Here is a 24579-nt window from a genome sequence, read left to right as displayed (position 1 = left end):
ATTACTCTAAAACCTCTATTATAGGTGTGCCAGTGGTACCACTTGGATAAGAAATTCCTAATAGGGCAGAAATTGTTGGAGCTATATCTGGAATCTCAGTACGTTTAATTGTTGATCCAGGCTTAATTCCTTTACCATAAAATAATAAAGGAGCATGAGTATCATAAATCTGTGGTGATCCGTGTGTAGAACCTGTTGTATTATAAGAGATAAAACCAGGCTTTAATACTAAAAGCACATCTCCCGATCTCTTTTGATTATATCCGTTTTGTAAAATATATGGAATTCCCCTAGTATACTCATTGTTCCACATTTGATCAGCCGTATAGACTTTATCAATACCATCGTATCCTAAATATTCTTGCGCTATTTCAGCTTGAACGTCTGCTAAATCAAGATCTAAATTTTTTACAATTTTATGATCTAAAAATAATTGATTATTAGAATGGTTTTTAACAATATCCTCTGTGCCATAGGTATATTTCAAAAACTCGGAAAGCCTTGCTGCATTTGCTTTATTATCGATATATCCTGCAGGTATTTTTTGATCTTTTAAATATGTGGGAACTTCTATAGCAGCATGATCAGCTGTCAAAAACAAAGTATACTCACCCTCACCTACATTTTTATCCAAAGCTTTAAATAATCGCGCCAAATCTTCATCCAGTCTTAGATAAGTATCTTGAACCTCTTTTGAATTTACTCCGAACATATGACCAACATAATCAGTACTAGAAAAACTAACCGTCAAAAAATCTGTAATTTCATCCTTACCTAGACCTTCATTCTTCAAAGCCTCTATGGCAAAATCTGCCGTCAAGGAATTTCCGTAAGGTGTTGCCTTAATGATATCGAATGCCTTTGTCTTATCTAAAAGTTCTGCCGTGTTGTGAGGAAATGAAGTTGTTGTTTCATCCTTAAACTTTCCTTCATATAGATTATTATCCGTTCCACTCTCTTTGTAATCCTTAATATCCCTAAGAGTGTTCCATTCTTTTTTATATGATTGCGCTTTACCAGAAGAGTTAAAGTCATTTACCCATTTAGGAAGCTCGTTCATATAGTATGTACTTGTAATCCATTTACCTTCATCTGCGCCATGAAACCAATATGCGGCATTAGCTGTATGACCGCCTGGTAAAACCGCTCCTCTATCTTTCAATGCAACAGCAATAGTCTTCCCCTGCATTTGTGTACTTAAACGTAACTCATCGGTTATTGTGGTAACGGTCATTCTATGTGGAGACATTTTCCCAGCATTTGATGAAGTCCCTACAGAAGTATAAGCATCATCGCCAGCACAGTAAACACTAGCATCTATTTCTTTGTCGTACCAGTCATTTCCAATAATACCGTGTGTAGACGGTGATGCGCCTGTAAAGACAGAAGTATGCCCAGGAGCCGTACTTGTTGGCGCATAATTAAAATGATTGTTTTTACAATTAAAACCTTGCTCAATAAGTTTTTTAAATCCGTCGTCACCAAAACCATTATAGAAGCGCGTTAAATAATCATATCGCATTTGATCTACTATTATCCCCACTACCAATTTTGGTTTCACCCTTAACAAATCGTCACTTGTATTGTCTTTGTTTTTCTTCTGCGCAGTTAATCCGTTAACTAACAACAAAGTCCCAATAAACAATGAAGTAATAAAATATTTTTTCATTTTCATACTTATAAGATTGAAACGCAAATGTAAATAATTTACCCCTTTAAAGATTAAACTCAGGTTAAATCAAGTCCTTTATTGTTATTTTTACAATAAGAAATCTATTTTTAAAGAATGAACTATTTAGCATCTGTAGGAAGCTATGCAATTATGATCCGCGAGGTTTTTAAAAAACCTACGAAATGGAGAATAATGAAATCCCTAATATTCAAAGAAATAGATGAGTTAATATTTAGCTCATTGGGTATTATTATATTCATCTCCTTTTTTATAGGTGCCGTTGTAGCCATACAAACTGCGCTTAACCTTACCAACCCGTTAATTCCACGAAACCTGATTGGCTTTGCCACTAGGCAATCGGTTATACTAGAATTTGCACCCACATTTGTTTCCATTATCATGGCGGGTAAAGTAGGTTCTTACATTACGTCTAGTATTGGTACAATGCGGGTTACAGAACAAATAGACGCCTTAGAAGTTATGGGCGTTAACTCTCTTAATTATTTAGTTTTTCCTAAAATTATAGCAATGCTATTTTACCCTTTTGCAATTGCTATTTCTATGTACGTTGGAATATTTGGCGGATGGATGGCAGGCGTGTTTGGGGGATTCTTAACCAGTGAAGATTTTATAACAGGACTACAGTCTGATTTTGTTCCTTTTCATATAGCATATGCCTTTGTCAAAACCTTAATTTTTGCATTTGTAATTGCAACGATACCATCTTTTCATGGTTTTTATATGCGTGGGGGAGCCTTAGAGGTTGGGAAAGCCAGCACAACTGCTTTTGTTTGGACAAGTGTTGTAATCATCATACTAAATTATATTTTAACCCAACTTTTACTAGGATAATGATAGACGTACGAGACATACATAAATCTTTTGGCGAAGCTCATATTCTTAAGGGGATTACCACAACTTTTGAAAAAGGAAAAACTAATTTAATTATTGGACAGAGTGGCTCTGGGAAAACTGTTTTTCTTAAATGTTTATTAGGTCTTTTTGTCCCTGAAGAAGGAGGTATAGCATATGACGGTAAATTATATTCTGATCATACCGATGATGAAAAACGTGAATTAAGACAAGAGATGGGGATGGTTTTTCAAGGCAGTGCCCTTTTTGATAGTATGACGGTAGAAGGTAATGTTATGTTCCCTTTAGAAATGTTTACCAACCAGTCGAAGTCGGAAATGAAAGATCGAGTTGATGCGGTATTAAAGAGAGTTAACCTTATTGATGCACATCATAAATTTCCTTCCGAGATTTCTGGCGGTATGCAAAAACGTGTTGCTATTGCACGTGCAATTGTAATGAATCCAAAATATCTTTTTTGCGACGAACCAAATTCTGGTCTAGATCCCAAAACAGCTATTCTTATAGATGACCTCATCAAAGAAATTACAGAGGAATATAACATTACAACTGTCATAAATACACATGACATGAACTCTGTAATGCAAATTGGAGAGAAAATTATCTTTCTTAAAGATGGGTTATTAGAGTGGGAAGGTACCAAAAACGAAATTTTCAAAACCGATAATGAAGCGGTAACTAATTTCGTCTACTCATCTGACTTATTTAAAAAAGTGAGACAAATGTACATTCAAGAACAAAACTAATCTTTGGGCATCTCTTTTATCTGAATATTCTTATTGTTCAACCTAAGACGCAACCAATCTTGCAGCTTATTCATATCCTTTACCGTTTCTGCTCTTTTCGCTTCCTTTTTCCAAGTCACTTCAAATAAAGGTATACTATCGGTTTTAGTAAAATCTGTTGAAATTAAATATGCATAACCTATGCGATCCAAATTCTCGTAATTTGTTTTTGCCTCTAGACTAATCTCCTTAAAAGGAATCTGATTGGATGATATCTGGTTTAACCTAACCAATTCACTTTCTAAAAGCTGAATCTTCTCATCTTTACTCGTCAAAATACTTTTCTGAGATTCGTATAACTCATTAACGTATTTAAGCTCGTTGGCTTCGTCACTTTTAGAACCTTGAACAACAGCAAGCTCAGTACCTTCAAGTTGCTTAAATTCTGCCATTTGAGTTCGCCAAGTAGCAATTACATTATCGGGTATACCTTCATTACCCATAAAAAATAATTCAATTTTAGAATTACCATCATCGTTGTATATGACTTCACTAAAATCTTTTAAAAATTTACCTTCTCCAGAAAATTGGTAAGGCACTATTTTTTCAGTAATAAAAGTTTCGGCATCTCTATTGAATAAAGATTTTTTGAACACACTATAAAATGTAAAACCGGCCGGTATCATCACTAAAATTGCCAATAGTGAAGCCAATCTTCCGATCAATTTTCTTCTTTGCGAATTCACATAGCGAACCATGGGAAAACGTAAAAGCTTAATGACCAAAAAGGTTGCGAGTGCTATAAAAATAGTATTGATAATAAACAGGTACATTGCCCCTGTTGCATAAGACCAGTTACCTATTGCCAAACCAAAACCTACGGTACACAGCGGAGGCATTAATGCAGTAGCAATTGCTACACCAAAAATAACACTGGCAATAGTTCCTTTTTTTGCACGAGCAATTACTAATGCCAAACCACCAAAAAATGCTATTAAAACATCTCTAATATCGGGTTCTGTTCTTGCTAAAAGCTCCGAAGACTCATCTCTCAAAGGAAAGAAACGATAGAATAAATATGCAGTTATTACACTTAGAACCACCATTACGGCAAAATTCTTCAATGACCTTTTTAACGTATCAATGTCATTAATTGCCACAGACATGCCTATTCCTAAAATAGGCCCCATAAGTGGAGAAATTAACATCGCACCGATTACCACCGCAGTAGAATTGGCATTGAGACCTATAGATGCAATAAAAATGGAACAAATCAAAATCCAAGAAGTATGCCCCTTAAAAGGAATATCAGCAATAATAGCTTCTTTCGTAGCCTGCTGATCTGTATTGGTTCTAATATCCAATAATTCAGACAAAAACTTTTTAACGCTACCTAAAAGACCTTGAAAATCTTTTTTAACTTCAGTACCGCCATTGCTCTCGTTACTGTTAGGGGTAATATTATCTTGATCAAGATTGTTTTCCATACTTAAGCGAATTCATCACCAAAGGTATCCTTTACCTTATTTAAAACTTGTTTTATATCTTGTTCCTTTGACTTAGGATAGATCAAAAGTACTTCATCTTTATCAACAATGATATAGTCTTTAAGACCATCTACAACAACAACCTTACCTGCCTTAGACCTTATCATGTTACCACTAGCATCTTCTGCCAGAACCTTGGCATTTACTACGGCATTATGATTTTTGTCTTTATCTAGTTTATCATATAAAGAACCCCACGTACCTAAATCGTTCCAATCAAATGTTGCTTCCTTAACATAAATTGATTCAGAATTTTCTAAAATAGCATAATCGATGGAAATATTTTCAGCTTTAGGATAATTCTCTGATATAAATTTCTTTTCATCATCTGTATTGTAACACACTAAACCATCTCTGAATAATGCATATTGTTTAGGCTGAAAATTTTGAAACGCGTTTACAATTGTTTTTGCACTCCACATAAATATACCTGCATTCCAAAGAAAATTTCCTTGAGCTAGAAAATCTTTAGCCGTTTCATAATCTGGCTTTTCTCTAAATTGATTTACCTTTTTAAGTTGGGCTTTATCTGTCTTATTATATTCTATATATCCAAAACCAGTGTTTGGAAAAGAAGGCTTTATACCTAACGTACAAAGAACATCTTCAGTTTCACACTTTTTAAAACATGCCGTAACATCCTTTGCAAAGGCATCCTCATCTTCAATCCAATGATCACTAGGCGCCACTATCATTACAGCATCTTCGTTCATTTTTCGAATCTTCATCGCTGCATATAAAATACACGGCGCTGTATTTCTCATAGCAGGCTCAAGAACTACTTGCTCTTGCTTTACCATTGGAAGCTGTTCTAATACTAAATCATTATAGCGCTCATTGGTAAGAATCAAAATATTCTCGGCAGGTACAAACTTATTTAACCTCTGAAATGTTTTTTGAATAAGCGTGGTTCCCGTACCCAACATATCATGAAATTGTTTAGGATTTTCACTTGTGCTTATAGGCCAGAATCTTGACCCCACTCCTCCTGCCATTAAAACGGCATAATAATTTTTATTCATGTCAGCTTTTTATTAATTCTACCTCAGCATTGGGTTGAAACAAAAACATCCTTCCCGAAGATATTTCTATGCACTCATAACGCTTGGTTCGTTTATTTCCTTTTTTAAATAATTTCCCGTTATAGATGCGAAAAACACACCCTATCGGTAATTCGTAAACGTAAGTTTTATCTGATTGTTGTTCATCGAATTGTTTTAAAGCAATAGCCAACTGAGCATCTGTACCGCTGCTAGCTTTAGGGTTTTTAAAATGCCTAGCTAATAATGGCAAAAGTTGTGCAGGAAATATTTCTGGACGTATGAACGGAAGCATTAAATGCTGAAAGGTCTTTTTCCACTCTAAGCCATGTGGCTTTATATTACGACCATACTTCTCAAAAGCTATTAAATGAGCAATTTCATGTATTAAGGTCATCAGAAATCGATATTTATTCAAAGATGCATTGACTGTAATTTGATGATTACCATCTTTTCGTCTTCTATAATCGCCATGACGAGTTACGCGCTCATTCACAATTTTCAAATGAACGTGACTATTTTTAATTAGTTCAAAACAAGGACTAACTGCTAATTCTGGCAAGTATTTAGCTAAGGTCTGTTGCATTTTTACGGAGTACTGCTGCTTACTTGTAGTATTTTACCATTGTACAATTTTTGCCCTTTTAAGGCGAAATCCATTATGTATTCTGCCATTTCTACGGCACTTACAGGTGCTTTATATCCAGGAAATGCTTCTTCTAACATTTCAGTCTGTACTGCGCCCAACGCCAATGCATTGAAAGCCGGACCAGTTTCTTTAAATTCTTCAGCTAATAATTCGGTTAATGTAAGAACTGCTCCCTTACTAGAACTATATGCTGAAAGCCCTGGAAACTTAGCACTTCCTTGAATACCACCCATAGAGCTTATGGTTAGTACGTGACCCTCTTTATTCATAAAAGGCAAAACTAACTTAGTCATAGAAGCGACGCCAAAAACATTGACCTCATAGACAGATTTAAATTCTTGGTCTGTTAACTCTAGAAAAGGTTTATTAATTAATTTACCAGCATTATTAATTAGCGCAGAAACAGTACAATCATTTTCCTTTAAAAATTTGAACAACATATCTTGATCTTCTTTTGAAGATACATCAAAAGGAAATGCTTCGATGTTTTCATGTTTAAGGCTATTAATAGGTTTATCATTTCTTGATAGCGCCAATACTTTAAAACCTGCATCAGCAAATAACCTACTCAATTCAAAACCAATTCCTCTACTAGTACCTGTTACAATAACGTATTCCATTAGTTATACTTTACTTCTTTAATAGGTGAATTAATAATACCCGTAAGCACAGGTATAACATCATTTACAACTTTTTCCATATAATTATAATCCATCAACGAGGCTTCATCACCTACCTTATGATACTCACCAAAATTGGTAAAATCAAAAGAACTATATGTTTGAGAAGGCACGTTGAACGCATCATGAAATGGAGCATTATCTGACCTTCTAAACAAATTAAATTCTTTAGCTTTTGGAAGAAAACCAACTAATTTTTTATTCGCATATCTGTTACTAACCTCGGCTAAATTAGAAAGCTCATAACCCGTTAAATACAAGCTATGGTCCTTATCTACCATAGGCACACCAACCATCTCAAAATTTAACATAGCGTATAATTCAATATTTTCATTTTTAAGCTTCTCGGCTAAATGTTTTGAGCCCATTAAGCCCTTTTCTTCTGCTGAAAATAGCGCAAAAACTATACTTCTCTTATTGCCGTTTAATTTACCAAAATACTTTGCAAATTCTAATACGGTAGTTGTTCCTGACGCATTATCATTAGCTCCATTGGCAATTGTATCACCATCATTACCACTTATTATCCCAATATGATCATAATGCGCACCTATAATAACAATCTCATTCTTTAGTTTTTCGTCGGTACCGGGCAAAAAACCCACTACATTATATGCCGTACCATCACTATAATTAGATAAAGTATCTCTATAAGATGCAAAATATGGAGCTATATTATACTCTTCAAATACATTTTGAATAAAATCTGCAGCCTTAGCTATCCCGTCACTTCCAGTGTCTCTACCCTGCAGTTCATCAGAAGTCAAGAAAGACATAGATGTTTCAATATCACCAGACGTTGTAAAACTACCAGTACCTGTCTTTAATGCTGATATTTTACTTTCCGTTTTTTCAACAGTTGCATTAGTAACAACCTGACCCTTTACACCTTTTGGATTGGTAGGATTTAAAACTGTTGACTGATCAACTTTTGCTCCTCCACAGCTTAAAACTAAAAAGCTAAGAAATACTGTACTTATATGTTTCATATTAAAATCAAATTTAAAATCTAAAGATAAAAAAAAGCATCCCGTTGAAAGGATGCTTTTAGCAATTCTATTTTAAAACCAATATTCTATGCTAGCATAGTAACAGGATTCTCTACAAAATATCTTAATGTCTGAAGGAACTGAGCTCCTACAGCACCATCAACAGTTCTATGATCACAAGCAAGTGTTAATTTCATAGTATTACCTACTACAATTTCACCGTTTTTAACAACAGGCTTTTCAACAATTGCACCTACAGATAAAATAGCAGAATTAGGTTGATTGATAATACTTGTAAATTCAAGTATACCGAACATTCCTAAATTAGAAACCGTAAACGTGCTACCTTCCATTTCTGAAGGTGCTATTTTCTTATTTCTAGCTTTACCCGCTAAGTCTTTAACCGCACTACCAATCTGCGTTAAACCTAGTAAATCTGCATGCTTCACCACAGGTACAACCAAACCTTCGTCAACAGCTACGGCAACACCCATATGAATATGTTTGTGTTGTTTTGTTGTATCTCCGTTCCAAGAAGTATTTACCTGAGGATGCTTTCTAAGTGCCATAGCACAAGCTTTCAATACCATATCATTAAATGATACTTTAGTATCTGGCAAGCTATTAATTTGAGCACGAGATGCTTTCGCATTATCCATGTCCACTTCAATCGTAAGGTAGAAATGTGGTGCATTAAATTTAGAATTCCCCAATGCTTTGGCTATAGCCTTACGCATATTAGAATTCTTAACTTCCTCTGTCCCTTCTTCACCAGATGGCAAAGCCATAGAAACCGGTTGTGAAGCAATTGCATTTTCAGTTTTTACACTTGGAGCCGCAACTGGTGCAGGACTTGCACTTGGAGTATAATTCTCTATATCTTTTTTAATAATTCTACCGTTATCGCCAGAACCAGAAACCTTTGCTAAATCAATACCTTTATCAGCCGCTATTTTCTTAGCCAAAGGAGAGGCAAAAATTCTTTCTCCATCTGCAACTGATTTTGAAACCTCATTATTATCGGATGCAACAGAAGATTTCTCTTCTTCTTTTTCAGTATTTTTTGAGACACTCTTTTTAGCTCCACCAGATTTGTTACTTAAAACAGCATCAACATCTGTACCTTCCGGACCTATTACCGCTAAAACCGCATCTACAGGAGAAGATTCACCTTCTTGTATTCCTATATACAACAACTTACCATTATAGAAAGACTCAAACTCCATTGTAGCCTTGTCTGTTTCAATCTCCGCTAGTATATCCCCTTCTTCTACATCATCACCAACTTTCTTCAACCAACTAGCCACAGTACCTTCTTCCATGGTGTCACTTAAACGGGGCATCTTAACTATTTCAACTCCTTCAGGAATTTCACCACCGCCTTGTACTTCTTCAGAATTATCTTCGACTACGACTTCTTCTTCAGCTGATTTTGCTTCTGATTCAGAAACTGATGCACCACCACCTAACAAAGCTGAAATATCTTCACCTTCGTCACCGATAATTGCCAACAAACTATCAACAGGAGCAGTATCACCTTCTTGAATACCTATATGTAACAAGGTCCCTTCATTGAAAGATTCGAACTCCATCGTCGCTTTATCAGTTTCAATTTCAGCCAGTATATCTCCTTCTTCTATTTTATCTCCAACGCTTTTTAACCATTTAGCTACCGTTCCCTCTTCCATGGTATCGCTTAAACGGGGCATATTTACTACTATAGCCATCTAATTATAATTTATGTTGAACAAATGGAAAATCCTCTTGTTCGTAAACCATATCATATAATTGGTTTACTGGTGGATAATCTGATTCTTCTGCAAACTTCTCGCACTCCTTAACCATAGCCTTGACATTCTTGTCAATTTCTTTGATTTCAGCGTCTGTTGCATAATTATTTTCTTTGATAATATCCAATACTTGAGTAATTGGATCTATCTTTTTGTATTCTTCAACTTCATCCTTAGTTCTATAATGCTGTGCATCTGACATTGAATGACCTCTATACCTATAAGTTTTCATTTCAAGGAACGTTGGTCCGCCCCCACTACGTGCTCTATCAATAGCTTTATTCATTTCTTGAGCAACAGTAACAGGATTCATTCCATCAACCGGTCCACAAGGCATTTCATAACCTAAACCTAATTTCCATATTTCTGTAGAAAAAGATGTTCTTGCTACCGAAGTTCCCATCGCATAACCATTGTTTTCACAAATAAAAACAACTGGTAATTGCCATAACATAGCTAAGTTAAAAGTTTCATGTAACGCTCCTTGTCTAACGGCACCATCGCCCATGTAACACAAAGTAACATTATCTCTACCTGCATATTTATCGCCGAAAGCCATACCCGCACCTAAAGGAATTTGCCCTCCTACGATACCATGACCACCATGAAAACGATGTTCTTTTGAAAAAATATGCATTGAACCACCCATACCTTTTGAGGTACCGGTTACTTTACCAAATAGTTCTGCCATAACCATTTTAGGATCAACACCCATACCAATTGGTTGAACGTGATTTCTGTAAGCGGTTATCATTCGGTCTTTGGTTAAATCCATTGCATGAAGTGCACCAGCCAAAACAGCCTCTTGCCCATTATACAAATGTAAAAACCCTCTTACCTTCTGCTGAATGTATACAGCAGCCAATTTGTCCTCAAATTTTCTCCAAAATAGCATGTCTGCATACCATTTTAAATATGTTTCCTTGGTGATTTTTTTCATCAATTTTAACTAAAGGTTTAAATTCTTAATTGATAACCAAGGTAACATGACCAAGGTATACAAGAAGAGCAAAAATACACATATAAATGAACCGATAAAAATAATAGAAGCAAATCCATTAAGAAATTATATGCTTAACAAATAAAGTATATAACGTGTTTATTTACAATACTTTTTTGCAAAAATCATCAATTAAGAAAGCTACTATTAAATCCTAACGGCAATAAATCTGCTAAAGAATTACACTCAATAACACTACCAGTCTCTCCCATTAATAAAATTCTTATAGGTTCCCCTTGTCTAAATTCATACTCAGAAATTGCTTGTCGGCAATTACCACAAGGCGCGGCAGGCTCATTAACTTCATGATTTAAAGATGCCGCGGTAATTGCAATAGCCTTTATGTGCATACCTGGGTATTTAGCTCCAGCATAAAAAACAGCCACCCTTTCTGCACACAAGCCTGATGGATAAGATGCATTTTCTTGATTATTACCCTCTATGATTTCTCCATTCTCCAATAATACAGATGCACCTACATTAAAACTTGAATAAGGGGCATATGCTCTTTGCCTAGCATTAACAGCCGCTGACATTAAAGTTTGATCTGCATCATTTAATTCATTGAATGCATCGTACACCGTAACATCAAAACTTATCTTCTTTCGGTTAATCATATGTTTATTTTGTTTTTCAATCTACAAATATAAATCTGGTGTCGTTAAAAAAACACCATAAAAATATAAGTACATAAAAAAACCTGCTTTTAGCAGGTTTTTAAAATATAAAATCTTTAAAATTAATCGTTGTAAAACTCTTCACCTAAATTAAATGTAAGAGAAAAACGAAGTGTATTTTCCAATGGATTTCTAACTTGAGAAGTTGAAAATAAGTATGATAAATCTACTTGTGCCGCTTTAAATTTAAATCCAGCCCCTAAGGTGAAAAACTTCCTAGACCCTTTCTCTTCACTTTCATTAAAATACCCTGTCCTTAACATGAAAGCATCTTGATAAGTATACTCAGCTCCTAAAGCCCATGTAAATTCTTTTAATTCCTCACTAAATCCATCGGGAGCATCTGAAAAAGAATTAAAAATACCGCTGAACCCACTTTCATTTTGGTAAATATCATTATCTGCAGCATCCACATCTCCGTCACCATCATAATCCTGAGGTGTTGGCACAAGTAATTTACTGAATTCTGTAGTGACACCAATTACGTTGTCCTGATCTAAAATAAAATCAAAACCACCACCAACACTTAATTTACTTGGCAAAAAGTTTTCTTGACCACCTTCATCATATTGAATCTTACCACCAATATTAGAAAGATTAAAACCACCTCTCCATCTACCATCAAAATTATTATAAGCAATTTCCCTAGACCTGTAGTAACCCGCTACATCTACTGCGAATGAACCGGCCGCTTGAGAATCTTCCGAACCATTTTGCGGTAATTTTAAGTTAGACCTTATATATCTACCACCGACAGCCATTGAGAAAGTTGGACTTAGTTTTAAAGAATATGAGCCATCTAATGCCAATTCATTTGGTTTTGCTATTGTTCCTGGATCATTTGCAAATTGTCTTAATTCTATTTCACCCAATGTAAAATAACGTAAGCTAACCGCAAAAGCACTTTGATCATCTAGCTTGTTATAAAAGCTGGCGTTTAATAGAGATATATCCGTAATTATACTTTCTAAATATGGGGTATAACTAACACCAATTCCCATTTTTTGCTCAGCAAAAGCAAATTTAGCAGGGTTCCATTGTTGAGAAAAAGCATCTGTAGAAGTTGCCACACCCATATCTCCCATACCTGCAGATCTAGCGTCTGCCGCAATTGTCAGAAATGGAACAGCCGTAGTAATCACACGCTGATCATCTTGCGCAAAAACTTTACCGATAATCAATACAAAGAAAATTATTGAAATTTTTCTCATCTTAAAATAGTTCTTTAAATTTTTAAAGGTGAAATATAGTGATTAACCTATTTCGAGCTCTTATATTTTACATGTAAACGCACATTTTCCCGTTATCTTGCATGAATATCTATTTTTTACAAAATTTTATTCCCACCTTAAAAGTATAAGTATTCTTTCCAGTAATTTATTCCAAAAACATATAGTTACATATTCATTCTAAAAGAAATATTTAAAACCATACTAATTAGCTGTTTTAAGCGTTTACCTATTTAAGCGAGCCTAAATTTATTGACAGTTCGATTTGAGATTTTTAAAATTATTTTCAATTATAAAATATTCTCATAAAAACACCGTTCTATTGAGCGAAAGTGACAAACAAATTAAAAGAAATTACAGTATCATATTTCTATAGCGACCAAACTACTATAGTATATGAAAATTGAACTCAAGTCCTAATTATGAAAAAACATTTAATAAAAGTTGTACTCTCATGCACGGTAATCGTAGGAGGATTAACAGTTAGTAGCTGTTCTAAATCTTCATCTTCAAAAAACACGTCTAGAGCTACAGGTTGGAAAATAAATGCCAAGGAAGGTGGTTTTCAATACAATACCGATTTCAAAGAGCAAGAAACCGCTCCAGGATTAGTATTTGTTGAAGGTGGTACTTTTACCAAAGGTAAAGTACAAGATGATGTTATGCACGATTGGAACAACACCCCTACATCGCAACATGTACAATCTTTTTACATGGATGAGACAGAGGTAACCAATGTAATGTATTTGGAATACCTTGATTATTTAAAGAGTGTTTACCCTCCAGAAAATCCTAAGTACACGAATATTTATGTTGGTGCTTTACCAGATACTTTGGTTTGGAGAAATAGATTAGGCTTCAACGAAACAATGACAAACAATTACCTTAGACACCCAGCATATGCAGAATACCCAGTGGTAGGTGTAAACTGGATTCAAGCAACACAATTTGCTGAATGGAGAACAGACCGTGTAAACGAGGTAATGCTAGAAAGAGAAGGTTACTTATCTGAAGACGCAAAATATCAAGCCGCTACAGGAGAAGTACAAGGTACCTTTAGTACCGAAGCTTACTTAAACAGACCAGAATCTGTTTATAATGGACAAATTGATTCTCTACAAGGAAAAATGAAAAAGGATAGTACGTCCGCTTTCGCAAAAAGAAGTAGTGGTATTATTATGCCAGAATACAGACTACCTACAGAGACTGAATGGGAGTATGCTGCTCAGGCTCAAGTTGGTCAAAGAGAATATAACAATTACAGAGGTAGAAAAAAATATCCTTGGGAAGGTGATTACACTAGAAACGGACAACGTGTTGGTAGAGGTGATCAGTTAGCTAACTTTAAGCAAGGTAAAGGTGATTATGGCGGAATTGCAGGTTGGTCTGACGATGGTGCCGATATTACAGCACAAGTAATGTCTTACAAGCCAAATGACTTAGGTCTTTATGATATGGCTGGTAACGTTGCAGAATGGACAGCTGATGTTTACCGACCAATAGTTGATGACGAAGTAAGTGATTTTAACTACTACAGAGGTAATATATACATGAAAACCGCTATTGGCGAAGATGGAAAAGTAAACATCTTAAGAGATTCTATTGTATATGATACTTTACCAAACGGAAAAGTAGTTGCAGTAAATTTACCAGGTGAAATAAAAATGGTACCTGTTGATGAAGAAGAAACTTATTTAAGAACAAATTTCTCTTCTAGCGATAATAGAGGCTACAGAGATGGTGATTCTGGTTCATCAAGATTTTATGACAGATTTAATGATGGTGAAGATGAAGACCCAAATAAGAAAATGTATAACTCTCCTAAGCATTCGGTAGAAAGAGATTCATTAGGAAATCTTGTTAAAGGTTATGATTCTTCAAACAATAGAACTACCTTAATTAATGATGAAGTTAGAGTTTACAAAGGTGGCTCTTGGAGAGATAGAGCTTATTGGTTAGACCCTGCGCAAAGAAGATACTTGCCTCAATATATGGCTACTGATTACATCGGCTTTAGATGTGCAATGTCTAGAGTTGGTTCAAAATCAAAAACAAAGAATAAAACAGTTAGAGGAAAAAAAGCTAAATAATTTTTCTCCTTACGAACTAAAAAAAGCCCTTTTCTTAAAGGGCTTTTTTTTATCTTCGATTTTATGAAAATTCAAGATTTACATTCTGCTTTTTTAGCAAACCCTTCTATTAGCACTGACACTAGAAAGATTAAAACGAATGATATTTTCTTCGCTCTCAAAGGAGAAAATTTCAACGGCAATCTATATGCGCAGAAAGCCCTTGACAGTGGAGCAAGTTTAGTAATTATAGACGAAGAAGAATATATTCTTAATGACAGGACAATTCTAGTAAAAGATGTTCTAACAGCTTTACAAGAATTAGCCAATTTCCATAGAAACTACTGTAGTGCTAAAATTATTAGCTTAACAGGTAGTAACGGTAAAACCACAACTAAAGAATTAATTAACGCTGTAATAAGCAAAACTTACAAAACGGTAGCCACCAAAGGTAATTTAAACAACCATATCGGTGTTCCTTTAACACTTCTGACAATACAACCAGATACTGAAATTGCTATTGTTGAAATGGGTGCAAATCACTTAAAGGAAATAGAATTCTTATGTAAAATAGCAGAACCAGATTTTGGCTACATCACTAATTTTGGCAAAGCTCATTTAGAAGGCTTTGGTGGGATTGAAGGAGTGAAAAAAGGTAAGAGTGAATTGTATGATTACTTGATTTTAAATAATAAGTCTATTTTCTTAAATGCTGATGACCCAATCCAATTAGAGAAACTTGGCACATACACTAAAAAATATGGATTTAGCTCAGAAAATTCTAAGTACTACAACATTAAATTAGTAGAAGCCCAACCATTTGTTACTATAAAAGTTGAGGATACGATTATAAAATCCAACTTAATTGGTGCTTATAATTTTACTAACTGCTGTGCGGCGATTATAATAGCAAAATATTTCAATGTTGATTTAAGTGAGGTAAAAAACGCTATTGACAAATACACTCCCAACAATAATAGATCACAAATATTAAATACCAATGGACATTATATAATACTAGATGCTTACAATGCAAATCCCTCTAGTATGACTGTAGCCCTCGAAAACTTTTACACCTTGAATAAAGACAGAAAATTTTTAATTCTTGGTGATATGTTCGAATTAGGAAACACAGCAAAAGAAGAACATCAAAATATTGCTGATTTAACCAAAAAACTAAATTTTGAACAAGTACTTTTAATAGGTGAAAATTTTAATCGCACTAAAACCACTGCAACCAAATTAAAGAGTTTTGATAATTTAAAAGATTATTTAAAGGAAAATCAAATTCAAGAAAACTCCACGATACTTATAAAAGGTTCGAGAGGAATGGCACTAGAAAGAGTATTGGATTTGATTTGAACTATTCTTAAAAGACGAGTGGGATATACTGGATTCGAACCGGTGACCTCTGCCCTGTCAAGGCAGCGCTCTAAACCAACTGAGCTAATATCCCCTTAAATTATCATTAAGGGAACAAAGATACTACTAATCCTATTTTAATAGTAATGCATAAAATTAAAAATAGTCGAATAGCGCCATAACCCCATTATAAGAAATAACGCATGAAAAGAATAATGCTGCAAATAATCCGATATTAAGCCAAATAGTTGCTTTGTAATTAATCATTAATTTTTTGTTGTTTATTAAAAGTATAATACCCAAAATCACTAATGGTAATACAAATACATTAAACACTTGCGAGAGTATTTGCATTTCTATAGGATTTGCACCATATACAGGAACAATCAAGGCAAACACACATGCTATTGCCGTAATAATTCTAAATTGTTTTGAATTAGTATCCAATTCTCCCGATTGATAGTCTGCCAATAAAATTGGGGCAATTAGTAAACAAGGAAATATTGAAGATAAACCTGCACTTAAAGTTCCAAAAAAGAAAAGAGTCAAAGCAAATTTACCTGCTACAGGTTCTAACGTATTTACCATATCTAGTACCTTAGTTACAGGTTGCCCTTGATGAAACAATGCCCCACACGCCACAGCCATTACAGATGCACTAATAAAAAACACAAGAGTCGCTGCAATAATTGCATCTTTTTTTTGCTGACTACGGTTTTTTATTGTCCAACCTTTTCCTTTTACAAATAGTGGCCTAGAAAGAAAAGTTGCCGCAGCCATAGTTGTGCCTACAAATGCCGCAACCATCATTTGACCTCCTTCAACTTTTGGTATTGTTGGCACCAAACCTTTTACCACTTCTATCGGTAAAGGATAAACCATAAATAGGGAAATAATAAAAGAAAGCCCCATTATAGTAACGAATATCACCAATATTTTTTCAAAAAAGGCATACTTACCGACCATCAACAAACCATAAAATACAGCTATGACAGTAATTGCAATTATTAATACAGCTTCATATTTAAAGTCTGCTATGTATGGAAAGTAAATTAAAAATATTTCATAAATAATATTAGCAGAAATACCAAGAATACCCATCAACGAATTCCATTGACCAAAAGAGATTCCTAGAATTATAAGAATTGCGATGAGCTTACCCCATTTTAAATGCTTCTTAAATGCATACAAAGCAGTTTCACCTGTAACCAAGGCAAAATTCCCATAAGCGTACATTAGTAATCCCGAGAAAATACAACTTAGTAATAATACCCATAATAACAGCATGCCATAAGTACTACCAGCAACAATCATAGAAGTAACACTTCCGGTACCAATGGTATAGCCAATTGCAAAAATACCTGGTCCAAAAGCCAATACTAACGCTATTATTTTTTTCCAGATTGAAGGGCTTGTCGAGTTACTCATTTATGTATTCTTTTGGTTTGGATATTGCCGAAAACATAAGAATTATATTCTCCTTTGTAAAAACAGCATCCGTTAAACTTTAGCACCTACAAATTCGGTAATCTGCTAAGGTTTCAAATTATAGCAATATTGATATAGGTTCTTAAAATGAACTTTCATCTTTTCTTTTGCTAGTTGGGGGTTCTGTTCTTTAATAGCATCGAAGATATCTTGATGCTCTTGAATACCCCTAAATGCCATATTTTTATCACATACATGGTACTTTTCAAAATTGGTCAATATTTCGGGCGTGATTATTAACATAAAAGTGTTCATTGTACTATTACCACTTGCTTTTGCAATTGCCAAATGAAATAATAAATCTTCTTGAACGGCATCTTCCTCGTTTTCCACTTTTTTACGATAAGCATCCAATGCGTTTTTCAACTGTTTTAGATCATTTTCAGTTCTTCTTCTAGCAGCAAGTCTTACTGTTTTTAGTTCTAAAAGAATTCTAGTTTCTACTAATGATTTAAAATCAGGTTCTTCTAAGCGTAAAATATCATTGACCATTCCGTTCATAGCAACCTGACCTATATCTGCGACAAAGGTTCCACTTTGAGGTTTTGATATTAAAATTCCATAGAATTCTAATTTTTGAATTGCTTCTCGAACACTACTTCTACTTACTCCGAATTTGTCGGAAAGCATTCTTTCTGACGGTAGTTTATCACCAGGTTCAAGATTTTTATTATTCATTAAATCTCTTAACTGTACTATAATCTCATTATGTATTTCTTGATTTTCTGTCCTTGTGAGGATTTCTAATTTCATATATAGCTTGCTTTAAAAGAAACTTGGTTGGCAAAAAAACATGAGTTAAGATTTAATATATCGTTAACTACAAGAGTAAACTCTATTCTTAACATCGCAAATTTTAAATTATTAGATTTCAATGCTTATGAAATTTACTGACCTATAACAGGCCAGTAAATTCATTTCAACAAATCTAACTCAAACAACTTTCTTATTTTTACTAGGTATATTAATCGTTTAACACTAATGTGTTACTTCTAATTCGTAATATTTAACTTTGGCAGATGCGCCAATATCTAAGGTCTGTAAATAATTACCTGCTTTAAAATAATTCTCGAAAACACTCCATTTTTCCATATGGATATCTTCATAAACTACAGAGTCTGTGTCATTCAAAATAACTTCTAACCTACCACTGGATGCAATAATCTCTAAGGTAAATTTGCTAGACCCTATTTCTTCTGAAAAAATATAGCCTTCATTATCTTCCCAAGCATCCGTGTGTAATATTTCTTCGCTGGTAGAATCTTCATTTTTAAGCTTTTTGGTCAGTACTCTAACTTTTCCTTTCTGCCAATATACTTTTAATACCGGAGGGGCATTGTTATCGTCTTCCCCAATTAAATCTCGCTGTTCATTAGTTAGTCTACCGTGAATTTGCATTACTAATGTTCTATGATATTCACCATTTACATCGGTTGTAATTTCTGGAACAGACAATACTCCTTTCATACGACCACCCCCAGCAAAAGTCCAATTTGTACTATTACTACCAGGTACTATTTGCTCTCTTAATTCAGTTCTTGAATATGACGAATTAGCGGTTGAAGAACCCGGTGAAGTATAAAATACTAAAGAACCATCTGTAGAATCATTATACATATAAGGAAATAATCGTTCATCAGTGGCATAATCTAAAATTTCCGGCGGCTCTACTTCATCTGGACTGCCAATTGGCAATGTAACTTTCCAATTACTTAAATCAATATATGGCAAGAAATAATCTTCGCCTTCTACTTTAACAATTTCTTCCTCTACTATAATTTCTTCTTCAATCTCCTCTTCTTCTTCCACTTCTTCTTGTTTATTAACCTCCTGCTCAACTTCATCTTCAATAATATCAGAGGAACTATCACAACTCAAAAAGCTAAAAACCAACATAAATTCAAGTATACCGGCACTTGCAAACCTCTTTAAATTAAAAAATATAGTTTTAAATGTCATTTACCAACGCTATTAATGTTCCACTTCTAGTTCGTAAAAACTAACTTTAGCAAAAGATCCCTCATCCCTGCTTTGAAAATAATTTCCAGCTTTGAAGTAATTCTCAAATATGCCCCAACGCTTCATGTTAAAGTCATCATATATTGCAAATTCCGTTTTGTTTAAACTAACAACCAATTTACCATCGGTTACTTTTATTTCGATTTGAAACTTTCTGAATCCTACTTCCTGTTCAAAATTAAATCCTTCATCATCTGTCCAAGCTTCTTCATGCAATATTCCTATAGAATTTACTTCGGTATTTTTTAGTTTTTTAGTTTTGACTCTTATTTTACCATTTTGCCAGTATATTTTTAATACCGGTGGCGCGTTATTATCTTTTTGGTCAATTAAATCTCGTTGTTCATTTGTTAATCTACCATGTATCTGTAAAATAATAACCTTATGATATTTACCACTTTTATCCCGAGAAACATCATCTACAGAAAGTTTTGCTTTTAAAGTCCCTCCTTGCTTAAATGTCCAGTTAAAGTTATCATCACCAGGCACCAATTGCTCCCTAAGTTCTGATCTAGAGTATTTTGTATTAGCGGTAGTAGCAGAGGTAGGATATGCATAAAAAGTAATTGCTCCTTTTGTAGAATCATTGTACATATAAGGTTTTAACGTCTCATTTTTGGCATAATCCAAAATTGCTGGCGGTTCTACACTAATTGCCCCTCCTTTTCCCTTTCCTTCCGGTATGGTCACTTTCCAATTACTTAAATCAATGTTTGGAAGCTTGACCTTCTTTTTTTTTCTTGATTTTTTCATTTTTAAATCCGATTCTGTAACACTACTTCTCTGGTTTTGAGAAATAGCGTTAACAGACAGAAACAGTATTACTATACATACTAATATTTCTCTTCGGTTATTCAACATTCTATTAAATTATGGGTTTACTGAACGTACTTTTACATTATCTACAAACGCATCTTTTGGAGTAACAGCATAGAACATAATGGCAATTTCACCACTAGAATTAGCTGTAAATGGAATCTGTACTAATGTACCTGCACCGTCAGTTGTATCTGAAAATTTACCTTCAGCTACAAACCCTTCATTAAATCCTAGGTTGTCACCAATATTATCAACTGCATCAGCTCCATCATCGTATTGTCCGTCTAAAATTAATCCTACAACTCTTCTTCCGCCAATTGGATCAGTGCCGCTATCATCTTTTATTGCATATTGATACTCTAAAATATAATCAGCTCCAGGAACCAAGTTAAGTTCTTGATATGCGTATCTAGAACTAGCAGTTCTAAACTCCCCACCAGATTGACTAGAAGACCATTTTGCTCCTCTTGTCTTGCTTCCTGTATCAACACCATCATAATCTTGGTTAGAACCATCCGAACTAGAACCAAAAGGATTTGTTTCCCCATCTGTAAATGTTGACCATTTCCAGAAATCTTGACCATCTTCAAAATCACCATTTAAAATAGTTGAACCGGTCATTCTTGACATATAAATATTATCAACAGTTATAGTTGCGTGATCATTTGCTGTACCTGTGCTTCCTAATTCAAAAAGAATAGTTTTAAATTGAGTAACTGGAGATGAAAAATCTGTAGCTAAATCCAAATCTATACCCGTCCATTCACCATCTGTTAAATCTAAATTATCAATTACATGACTAGTAGAATTAGTACTGTCTACCAAAGTTATTTTCAGCTTATCAATTCCTGTCGCAAACTCAGAATAAACATCAAAATGAATGTTGTTAGAACCCACTTCGCTGTAAAAAGCATCAGCAGTAACAACTTCATCACTCAATGCAAATACTCCTGTATCACTGTGTAGCCTAGAAAATTCAATTAAGTTATTTCCAGATTCCAAAACCACGGCTTTACCACCGGTACCTGCTGATCCAACCGAACTAGCATCAGTAAAAATGTTCAACAAATTATATCTTTTAAACTCTGGCGATGCAGGAGCATTATCAATAGATTGTACTGTATGCTCTACTGTAATATCTTCCGTTTTTGTAAGATCACTTTGACCAGCTGCTTTTGTAGTTACAGTAATAGTATAATCTGCCGAAGCTTCTACATTAGGATAATCATATGTTACAGATTCTCCTTGAAGAGCAGTAGCAGGAGTACTACCATCTCCAAAATCGATTACGTAAGAATCAACGCCAACAGATAATGGCTTTACTGTAACAATAGTGCCATCTCCGCCGGTAGAAACATCAAAACTTGAAAATACACTTTCAATAGACCCTCCCGATGAATCAACTGGCTCAATTGGCTCAAACCCGTCGTCATCACATGACATAATAAGGCCAGTAAACAACAAGGCACTTATTCCTTTTTTTATTAAACTCATAATATTTTATTTTTTATTTTTTAGTTTCTGCTAAAATGACTTTGGTAATTAAACCTTAGTCTTCTCGGCATAAGCGTATACATGATTCCTTGATGCGTAATTTAAAAATGGGGCTATACCTAAATGCAAACACATTTTTAAATTACTATTTCAAGGTCTTTAGTTAATTAAGTCTATCGATACTAATTTTAGAAAATCTACATTCAGTACCTGCATATTCAATATTAAATCTCATGTTCTCCGTTTCATCACCTGTGGTAAATGAAAATGAAGTTTGCACATATGCTGAAGCTTGGTCTGTTAACGGAATAGCTTGATTGAGGAAATCATCTCCAGTATCAGCATCTTCGATTAAAAGTGTACCTGCAGAAGAACCTGTTGTTTTACTTACATACCAAAATGTTACTTCATATGTTGCACCAGCAACCACACGAATACTTTGGTCAAGAAAATTTGAACTACTACTTAGTTTAGCAGCACCATTTCCTTCTGGTGGCGTTGGTGAAGAACTTGCAGAGTAAGAACTTGTTGTTCCTCTATCTTCTCCTGCCCAAGGTGTTCTTGGATCACATAGAAAATCTGGACATTGAAAAGCTGCCACTAGTTCATCTACAACTTCAACGTTTATTGTAACAGTCGAAGTTTCGCCATTTCCATCGCTAGAAACTAAGGTAACAGGGAATGTTCCTTCACCTGGAAACTGAAAAGATGGATCGCGATCTGTTGAGGTAGCTCCACCTCCAAAATCCCACGCATAAGACGAAGCCTCTGTAGAAAGGTCTGTAAAATTTATTATTGTAAAATCTGTTTGATCTGCAGTATAATCAAAATTGGCTTCTGGAAATATAGTATCTACCTTAGAGTTAGAATCTGGTAAATCGTCTCTAAAAGTATCAGAACCAACACAACCAACAAAAGAACTTGTAACAACTATACTAAAGAGCAACAAGGTTGTTTTACGGAAAATATTTTGTTTATTTTTCATAGTTTAAAAAGTTTTTAAAATTTAATATCCCGGGTTTTGTGTTAAAAGACCTCCGCTTATATTTATTTCTCTTGCAGGAATAGGCAATAACAATTTTCTTGCATCAAATACATATCCCATTTCTGCAGAATGAGCACTTAAAACAGATTCAGCAACACCGAACCTAAGTAAATCGAACCAACGCTGATTCTCAAATGCTAATTCTACTCTTCTTTCAACTAAAAGATCTTCTTTTGTAATTGTAGAAACAGTTGCTGTTAACCCTGCTCTATCCCTAACCGCTTGGAAAGAAGCTAATGCCGCAGCGCTTGTTGTTGATGCACCACCTGCCAATATCGCTTCTACATGCATTAAAAGTACATCTGCATAACGTAGAGCAATGTAATCGTTTCCAGCATCACGGGCACTTGAACCATAAGAAGGTGGTGAAGTTGTGATATCAGACCCTTCAGGCAAAAATTTAATTACTTCGTTTGATGTTCCAAAAGTAACATACGATTCAGCTGTTCTATTACCGCCATATGCAGCGAAGTCTAAAACTAAATTTTCATTGACTATGTTTTGACCATCTTCTGAACCAGCTCGTGTTGAAGAAGTGAATTCTGATGAAAAACTTTGACTTTCAGCACTATTTCCTGTTTCATATTGAACAGCAAAAATAATTTCGTCATTCAATTCATTATAAAAAACGTCACGAAAATTACCTTCTAAAGCAAAATTAGAACTATTAATAATAGACTCACATAATTGCTGTGCAGCAGTGTAGTCGGGACTATCCAATGACAAATAAACTTTTGCCAAGATACCTTGCGCTGCCGCTTTTGACGCTCTTGATTTTGAAGAATTATCTAAAACACTAGCAGCTTCTTCCAAATCAACTATGATTTGATCGTAAACTTGTGCTTCTGGAATTCTAGTAAAAAGAGATTCATTATCCGTAGGACCTACTACTGAAGTAACTAATGGCACGGCACCAAACATTCTAACTAATTTAAAATAAGCATAAGCTCTTAAAAATTTTGCTTCGGCAGTATATCTTGCCTGGTTGCTTTCATCGGCAACATCTATAAAATCTAAGATGTTGTTAGCTCTAAAAATAACTTCATACATAGAAGCATAATAATCTTCAGACTCAACATTATTAGCATTTACAACATACCTGTGAAAATCAGCCTTTGAACCTTCAAGTGTTGCATTTCTAGTATTATCTGTACGGTGTTCTGTTAGAAGATGCTCAAACTGCACGCCTCTATTTGCATCTCCAATATTTGACACAGTATTACTATTTACTCCTTGAAGAGCATCATAAATACCATACACGCCAGACAACACATCATCGTCAGATTGAAAGAACCCATCTACGGCAACCGCAGTATCAGGCAATGGATTTAAAAATTCTTCAGTATCACAGGAAACAAAAACGGACACTGTTACGGCAAAAATTATATATTTTATATGTTTCATTGTTTGTT

At 34.5% G+C, this 24579-nt stretch carries 21 protein-coding genes and 1 tRNA gene; 4 read left to right on the top strand and 18 right to left on the bottom strand.

The window, feature by feature from the left end:
• Position 1 precedes the first annotated feature (1 nt).
• Positions 2–1669 carry an alkaline phosphatase PafA gene (gene pafA, locus BM296_RS17160; protein ID WP_091905295.1) on the bottom strand — a complete coding sequence of 556 codons (1668 nt, stop codon included), beginning with the start codon at positions 1667–1669 and terminating at the stop codon, positions 2–4.
• A gap of 117 nt (positions 1670–1786) precedes the next feature.
• Between pafA and BM296_RS17155 the strand changes: the two genes are divergently transcribed.
• A complete protein-coding gene (locus BM296_RS17155) occupies positions 1787–2524 on the top strand; it encodes an MlaE family ABC transporter permease (RefSeq protein WP_027068092.1) in 738 nt (245 codons plus the stop codon).
• Positions 2524–3291, top strand: coding sequence for an ABC transporter ATP-binding protein (locus BM296_RS17150; protein ID WP_091904977.1), 768 nt, complete (start codon positions 2524–2526; stop codon positions 3289–3291). The genes BM296_RS17155 and BM296_RS17150 overlap by 1 nt, the downstream gene beginning before the upstream one ends.
• On the opposite strand, the gene BM296_RS17145 is transcribed toward BM296_RS17150, so the two are convergent.
• From BM296_RS17145 to porV, 9 genes are all read right to left on the bottom strand, one after another.
• Positions 3288–4757: a DUF389 domain-containing protein gene (locus tag BM296_RS17145; RefSeq protein WP_027068094.1), complete on the bottom strand. Its 1470-nt coding sequence runs from the start codon at positions 4755–4757 to the stop codon at positions 3288–3290. The genes BM296_RS17150 and BM296_RS17145 overlap by 4 nt on opposite strands.
• A gap of 2 nt (positions 4758–4759) precedes the next feature.
• A complete protein-coding gene (locus BM296_RS17140; RefSeq protein ID WP_091904975.1) occupies positions 4760–5839 on the bottom strand; it encodes a mannose-1-phosphate guanylyltransferase in 1080 nt (359 codons plus the stop codon).
• A 1-nt stretch (position 5840) separates the two neighbouring features.
• Entirely contained in the window at positions 5841–6443 is a 603-nt protein-coding gene (locus tag BM296_RS17135) for a SprT-like domain-containing protein (protein ID WP_091904973.1), read from the bottom strand.
• 2 nt (positions 6444–6445) lie between these two features.
• On the bottom strand, positions 6446–7126 hold the full coding sequence (locus BM296_RS17130) for an SDR family NAD(P)-dependent oxidoreductase (protein ID WP_091904971.1): 681 nt from the start codon (positions 7124–7126) through the stop codon (positions 6446–6448).
• Positions 7126–8175 (bottom strand): M28 family metallopeptidase, encoded by a 1050-nt coding sequence (locus BM296_RS17125; RefSeq protein ID WP_091904969.1) that lies wholly within the window; start codon positions 8173–8175, stop codon positions 7126–7128. The genes BM296_RS17130 and BM296_RS17125 overlap by 1 nt, the downstream gene beginning before the upstream one ends.
• 86 nt (positions 8176–8261) lie before the next feature.
• The gene (locus BM296_RS17120; RefSeq protein WP_091904966.1) at positions 8262–9902 is read right to left on the bottom strand and encodes a dihydrolipoyl dehydrogenase family protein; all 1641 of its coding nucleotides are present in this window, start codon (positions 9900–9902) and stop codon (positions 8262–8264) included.
• Between the two features lie 4 nt (positions 9903–9906).
• Positions 9907–10905 (bottom strand): pyruvate dehydrogenase (acetyl-transferring) E1 component subunit alpha, encoded by a 999-nt coding sequence (gene pdhA, locus BM296_RS17115; RefSeq protein ID WP_091904963.1) that lies wholly within the window; start codon positions 10903–10905, stop codon positions 9907–9909.
• A 188-nt stretch (positions 10906–11093) separates the two neighbouring features.
• Positions 11094–11579 carry a cytidine deaminase gene (gene cdd, locus BM296_RS17110; protein WP_091905292.1) on the bottom strand — a complete coding sequence of 162 codons (486 nt, stop codon included), beginning with the start codon at positions 11577–11579 and terminating at the stop codon, positions 11094–11096.
• A gap of 125 nt (positions 11580–11704) precedes the next feature.
• A complete protein-coding gene (porV, locus tag BM296_RS17105; protein WP_027068102.1) occupies positions 11705–12853 on the bottom strand; it encodes a type IX secretion system outer membrane channel protein PorV in 1149 nt (382 codons plus the stop codon).
• Positions 12854–13293: 440 nt separating this feature from the next.
• Between porV and gldJ the strand changes: the two genes are divergently transcribed.
• Positions 13294–14961 (top strand): gliding motility lipoprotein GldJ, encoded by a 1668-nt coding sequence (gene gldJ, locus BM296_RS17100; protein ID WP_027068103.1) that lies wholly within the window; start codon positions 13294–13296, stop codon positions 14959–14961.
• A gap of 63 nt (positions 14962–15024) precedes the next feature.
• Positions 15025–16302, top strand: coding sequence for a UDP-N-acetylmuramoyl-tripeptide--D-alanyl-D-alanine ligase (locus BM296_RS17095; protein WP_091904960.1), 1278 nt, complete (start codon positions 15025–15027; stop codon positions 16300–16302).
• A gap of 19 nt (positions 16303–16321) precedes the next feature.
• On the opposite strand, the gene BM296_RS17090 is transcribed toward BM296_RS17095, so the two are convergent.
• The 8 genes from BM296_RS17090 to BM296_RS17055 form a co-directional block, all read right to left on the bottom strand.
• Positions 16322–16396 (bottom strand) — tRNA-Val (locus BM296_RS17090).
• Between the two features lie 62 nt (positions 16397–16458).
• Positions 16459–17730, bottom strand: coding sequence for an Nramp family divalent metal transporter (locus BM296_RS17085; RefSeq protein WP_091904957.1), 1272 nt, complete (start codon positions 17728–17730; stop codon positions 16459–16461).
• 105 nt (positions 17731–17835) lie between these two features.
• Positions 17836–18543, bottom strand: a complete 708-nt coding sequence (locus tag BM296_RS17080) for a FadR/GntR family transcriptional regulator (RefSeq protein WP_091904954.1) — start codon at positions 18541–18543, stop codon at positions 17836–17838.
• 225 nt (positions 18544–18768) lie between these two features.
• Complete coding sequence (locus BM296_RS17075) at positions 18769–19749, bottom strand: polysaccharide lyase family 7 protein (protein ID WP_245787047.1); 981 nt, start codon at positions 19747–19749, stop codon at positions 18769–18771.
• 12 nt (positions 19750–19761) lie between these two features.
• Positions 19762–20670, bottom strand: coding sequence for a polysaccharide lyase family 7 protein (locus BM296_RS17070; RefSeq protein WP_091904952.1), 909 nt, complete (start codon positions 20668–20670; stop codon positions 19762–19764).
• A 9-nt stretch (positions 20671–20679) separates the two neighbouring features.
• Positions 20680–22122, bottom strand: coding sequence for a hypothetical protein (locus BM296_RS17065; protein ID WP_091904949.1), 1443 nt, complete (start codon positions 22120–22122; stop codon positions 20680–20682).
• Positions 22123–22285: 163 nt separating this feature from the next.
• The gene (locus BM296_RS17060) at positions 22286–23107 is read right to left on the bottom strand and encodes a PKD domain-containing protein (RefSeq protein WP_091904946.1); all 822 of its coding nucleotides are present in this window, start codon (positions 23105–23107) and stop codon (positions 22286–22288) included.
• Positions 23108–23128: 21 nt separating this feature from the next.
• A complete protein-coding gene (locus BM296_RS17055; RefSeq protein WP_091904943.1) occupies positions 23129–24571 on the bottom strand; it encodes a RagB/SusD family nutrient uptake outer membrane protein in 1443 nt (480 codons plus the stop codon).
• Between the last annotated feature and the right edge of the window lie 8 nt (positions 24572–24579).

The organism is Maribacter stanieri (assembly GCF_900112245.1).
Lineage (GTDB): Bacteria > Bacteroidota > Bacteroidia > Flavobacteriales > Flavobacteriaceae > Maribacter > Maribacter stanieri.
Note: the sequence above shows the minus strand (reverse complement) of the source record. Positions and strands in the feature narration are given on the sequence as shown.

Bases quoted from the DNA above. Each gene is read 5' to 3' on its own strand.
- BM296_RS17155 (WP_027068092.1), top strand. From the start codon at position 1,787: ATGAACTATTTAGCATCTGTAGGAAGCTATGCAATTATGATCCGCGAG.
- BM296_RS17060 (WP_091904946.1), bottom strand. From the start codon at position 23,107: ATGAAAAATAAACAAAATATTTTCCGTAAAACAACCTTGTTGCTCTTT.
- BM296_RS17065 (WP_091904949.1), bottom strand. From the start codon at position 22,122: ATGAGTTTAATAAAAAAAGGAATAAGTGCCTTGTTGTTTACTGGCCTT.
- BM296_RS17075 (WP_245787047.1), bottom strand. From the start codon at position 19,749: ATGACATTTAAAACTATATTTTTTAATTTAAAGAGGTTTGCAAGTGCC.
- BM296_RS17135 (WP_091904973.1), bottom strand. From the start codon at position 6,443: ATGCAACAGACCTTAGCTAAATACTTGCCAGAATTAGCAGTTAGTCCT.
- gldJ (WP_027068103.1), top strand. From the start codon at position 13,294: ATGAAAAAACATTTAATAAAAGTTGTACTCTCATGCACGGTAATCGTA.
- BM296_RS17125 (WP_091904969.1), bottom strand. From the start codon at position 8,175: ATGAAACATATAAGTACAGTATTTCTTAGCTTTTTAGTTTTAAGCTGT.
- BM296_RS17150 (WP_091904977.1), top strand. From the start codon at position 2,524: ATGATAGACGTACGAGACATACATAAATCTTTTGGCGAAGCTCATATT.
- BM296_RS17120 (WP_091904966.1), bottom strand. From the start codon at position 9,902: ATGGCTATAGTAGTAAATATGCCCCGTTTAAGCGATACCATGGAAGAG.
- BM296_RS17095 (WP_091904960.1), top strand. From the start codon at position 15,025: ATGAAAATTCAAGATTTACATTCTGCTTTTTTAGCAAACCCTTCTATT.
- BM296_RS17140 (WP_091904975.1), bottom strand. From the start codon at position 5,839: ATGAATAAAAATTATTATGCCGTTTTAATGGCAGGAGGAGTGGGGTCA.
- BM296_RS17055 (WP_091904943.1), bottom strand. From the start codon at position 24,571: ATGAAACATATAAAATATATAATTTTTGCCGTAACAGTGTCCGTTTTT.
- BM296_RS17070 (WP_091904952.1), bottom strand. From the start codon at position 20,670: ATGTTGAATAACCGAAGAGAAATATTAGTATGTATAGTAATACTGTTT.
- porV (WP_027068102.1), bottom strand. From the start codon at position 12,853: ATGAGAAAAATTTCAATAATTTTCTTTGTATTGATTATCGGTAAAGTT.
- BM296_RS17080 (WP_091904954.1), bottom strand. From the start codon at position 18,543: ATGAAATTAGAAATCCTCACAAGGACAGAAAATCAAGAAATACATAAT.
- BM296_RS17145 (WP_027068094.1), bottom strand. From the start codon at position 4,757: ATGGAAAACAATCTTGATCAAGATAATATTACCCCTAACAGTAACGAG.
- pdhA (WP_091904963.1), bottom strand. From the start codon at position 10,905: ATGAAAAAAATCACCAAGGAAACATATTTAAAATGGTATGCAGACATG.
- BM296_RS17085 (WP_091904957.1), bottom strand. From the start codon at position 17,730: ATGAGTAACTCGACAAGCCCTTCAATCTGGAAAAAAATAATAGCGTTA.
- pafA (WP_091905295.1), bottom strand. From the start codon at position 1,669: ATGAAAAAATATTTTATTACTTCATTGTTTATTGGGACTTTGTTGTTA.
- BM296_RS17130 (WP_091904971.1), bottom strand. From the start codon at position 7,126: ATGGAATACGTTATTGTAACAGGTACTAGTAGAGGAATTGGTTTTGAA.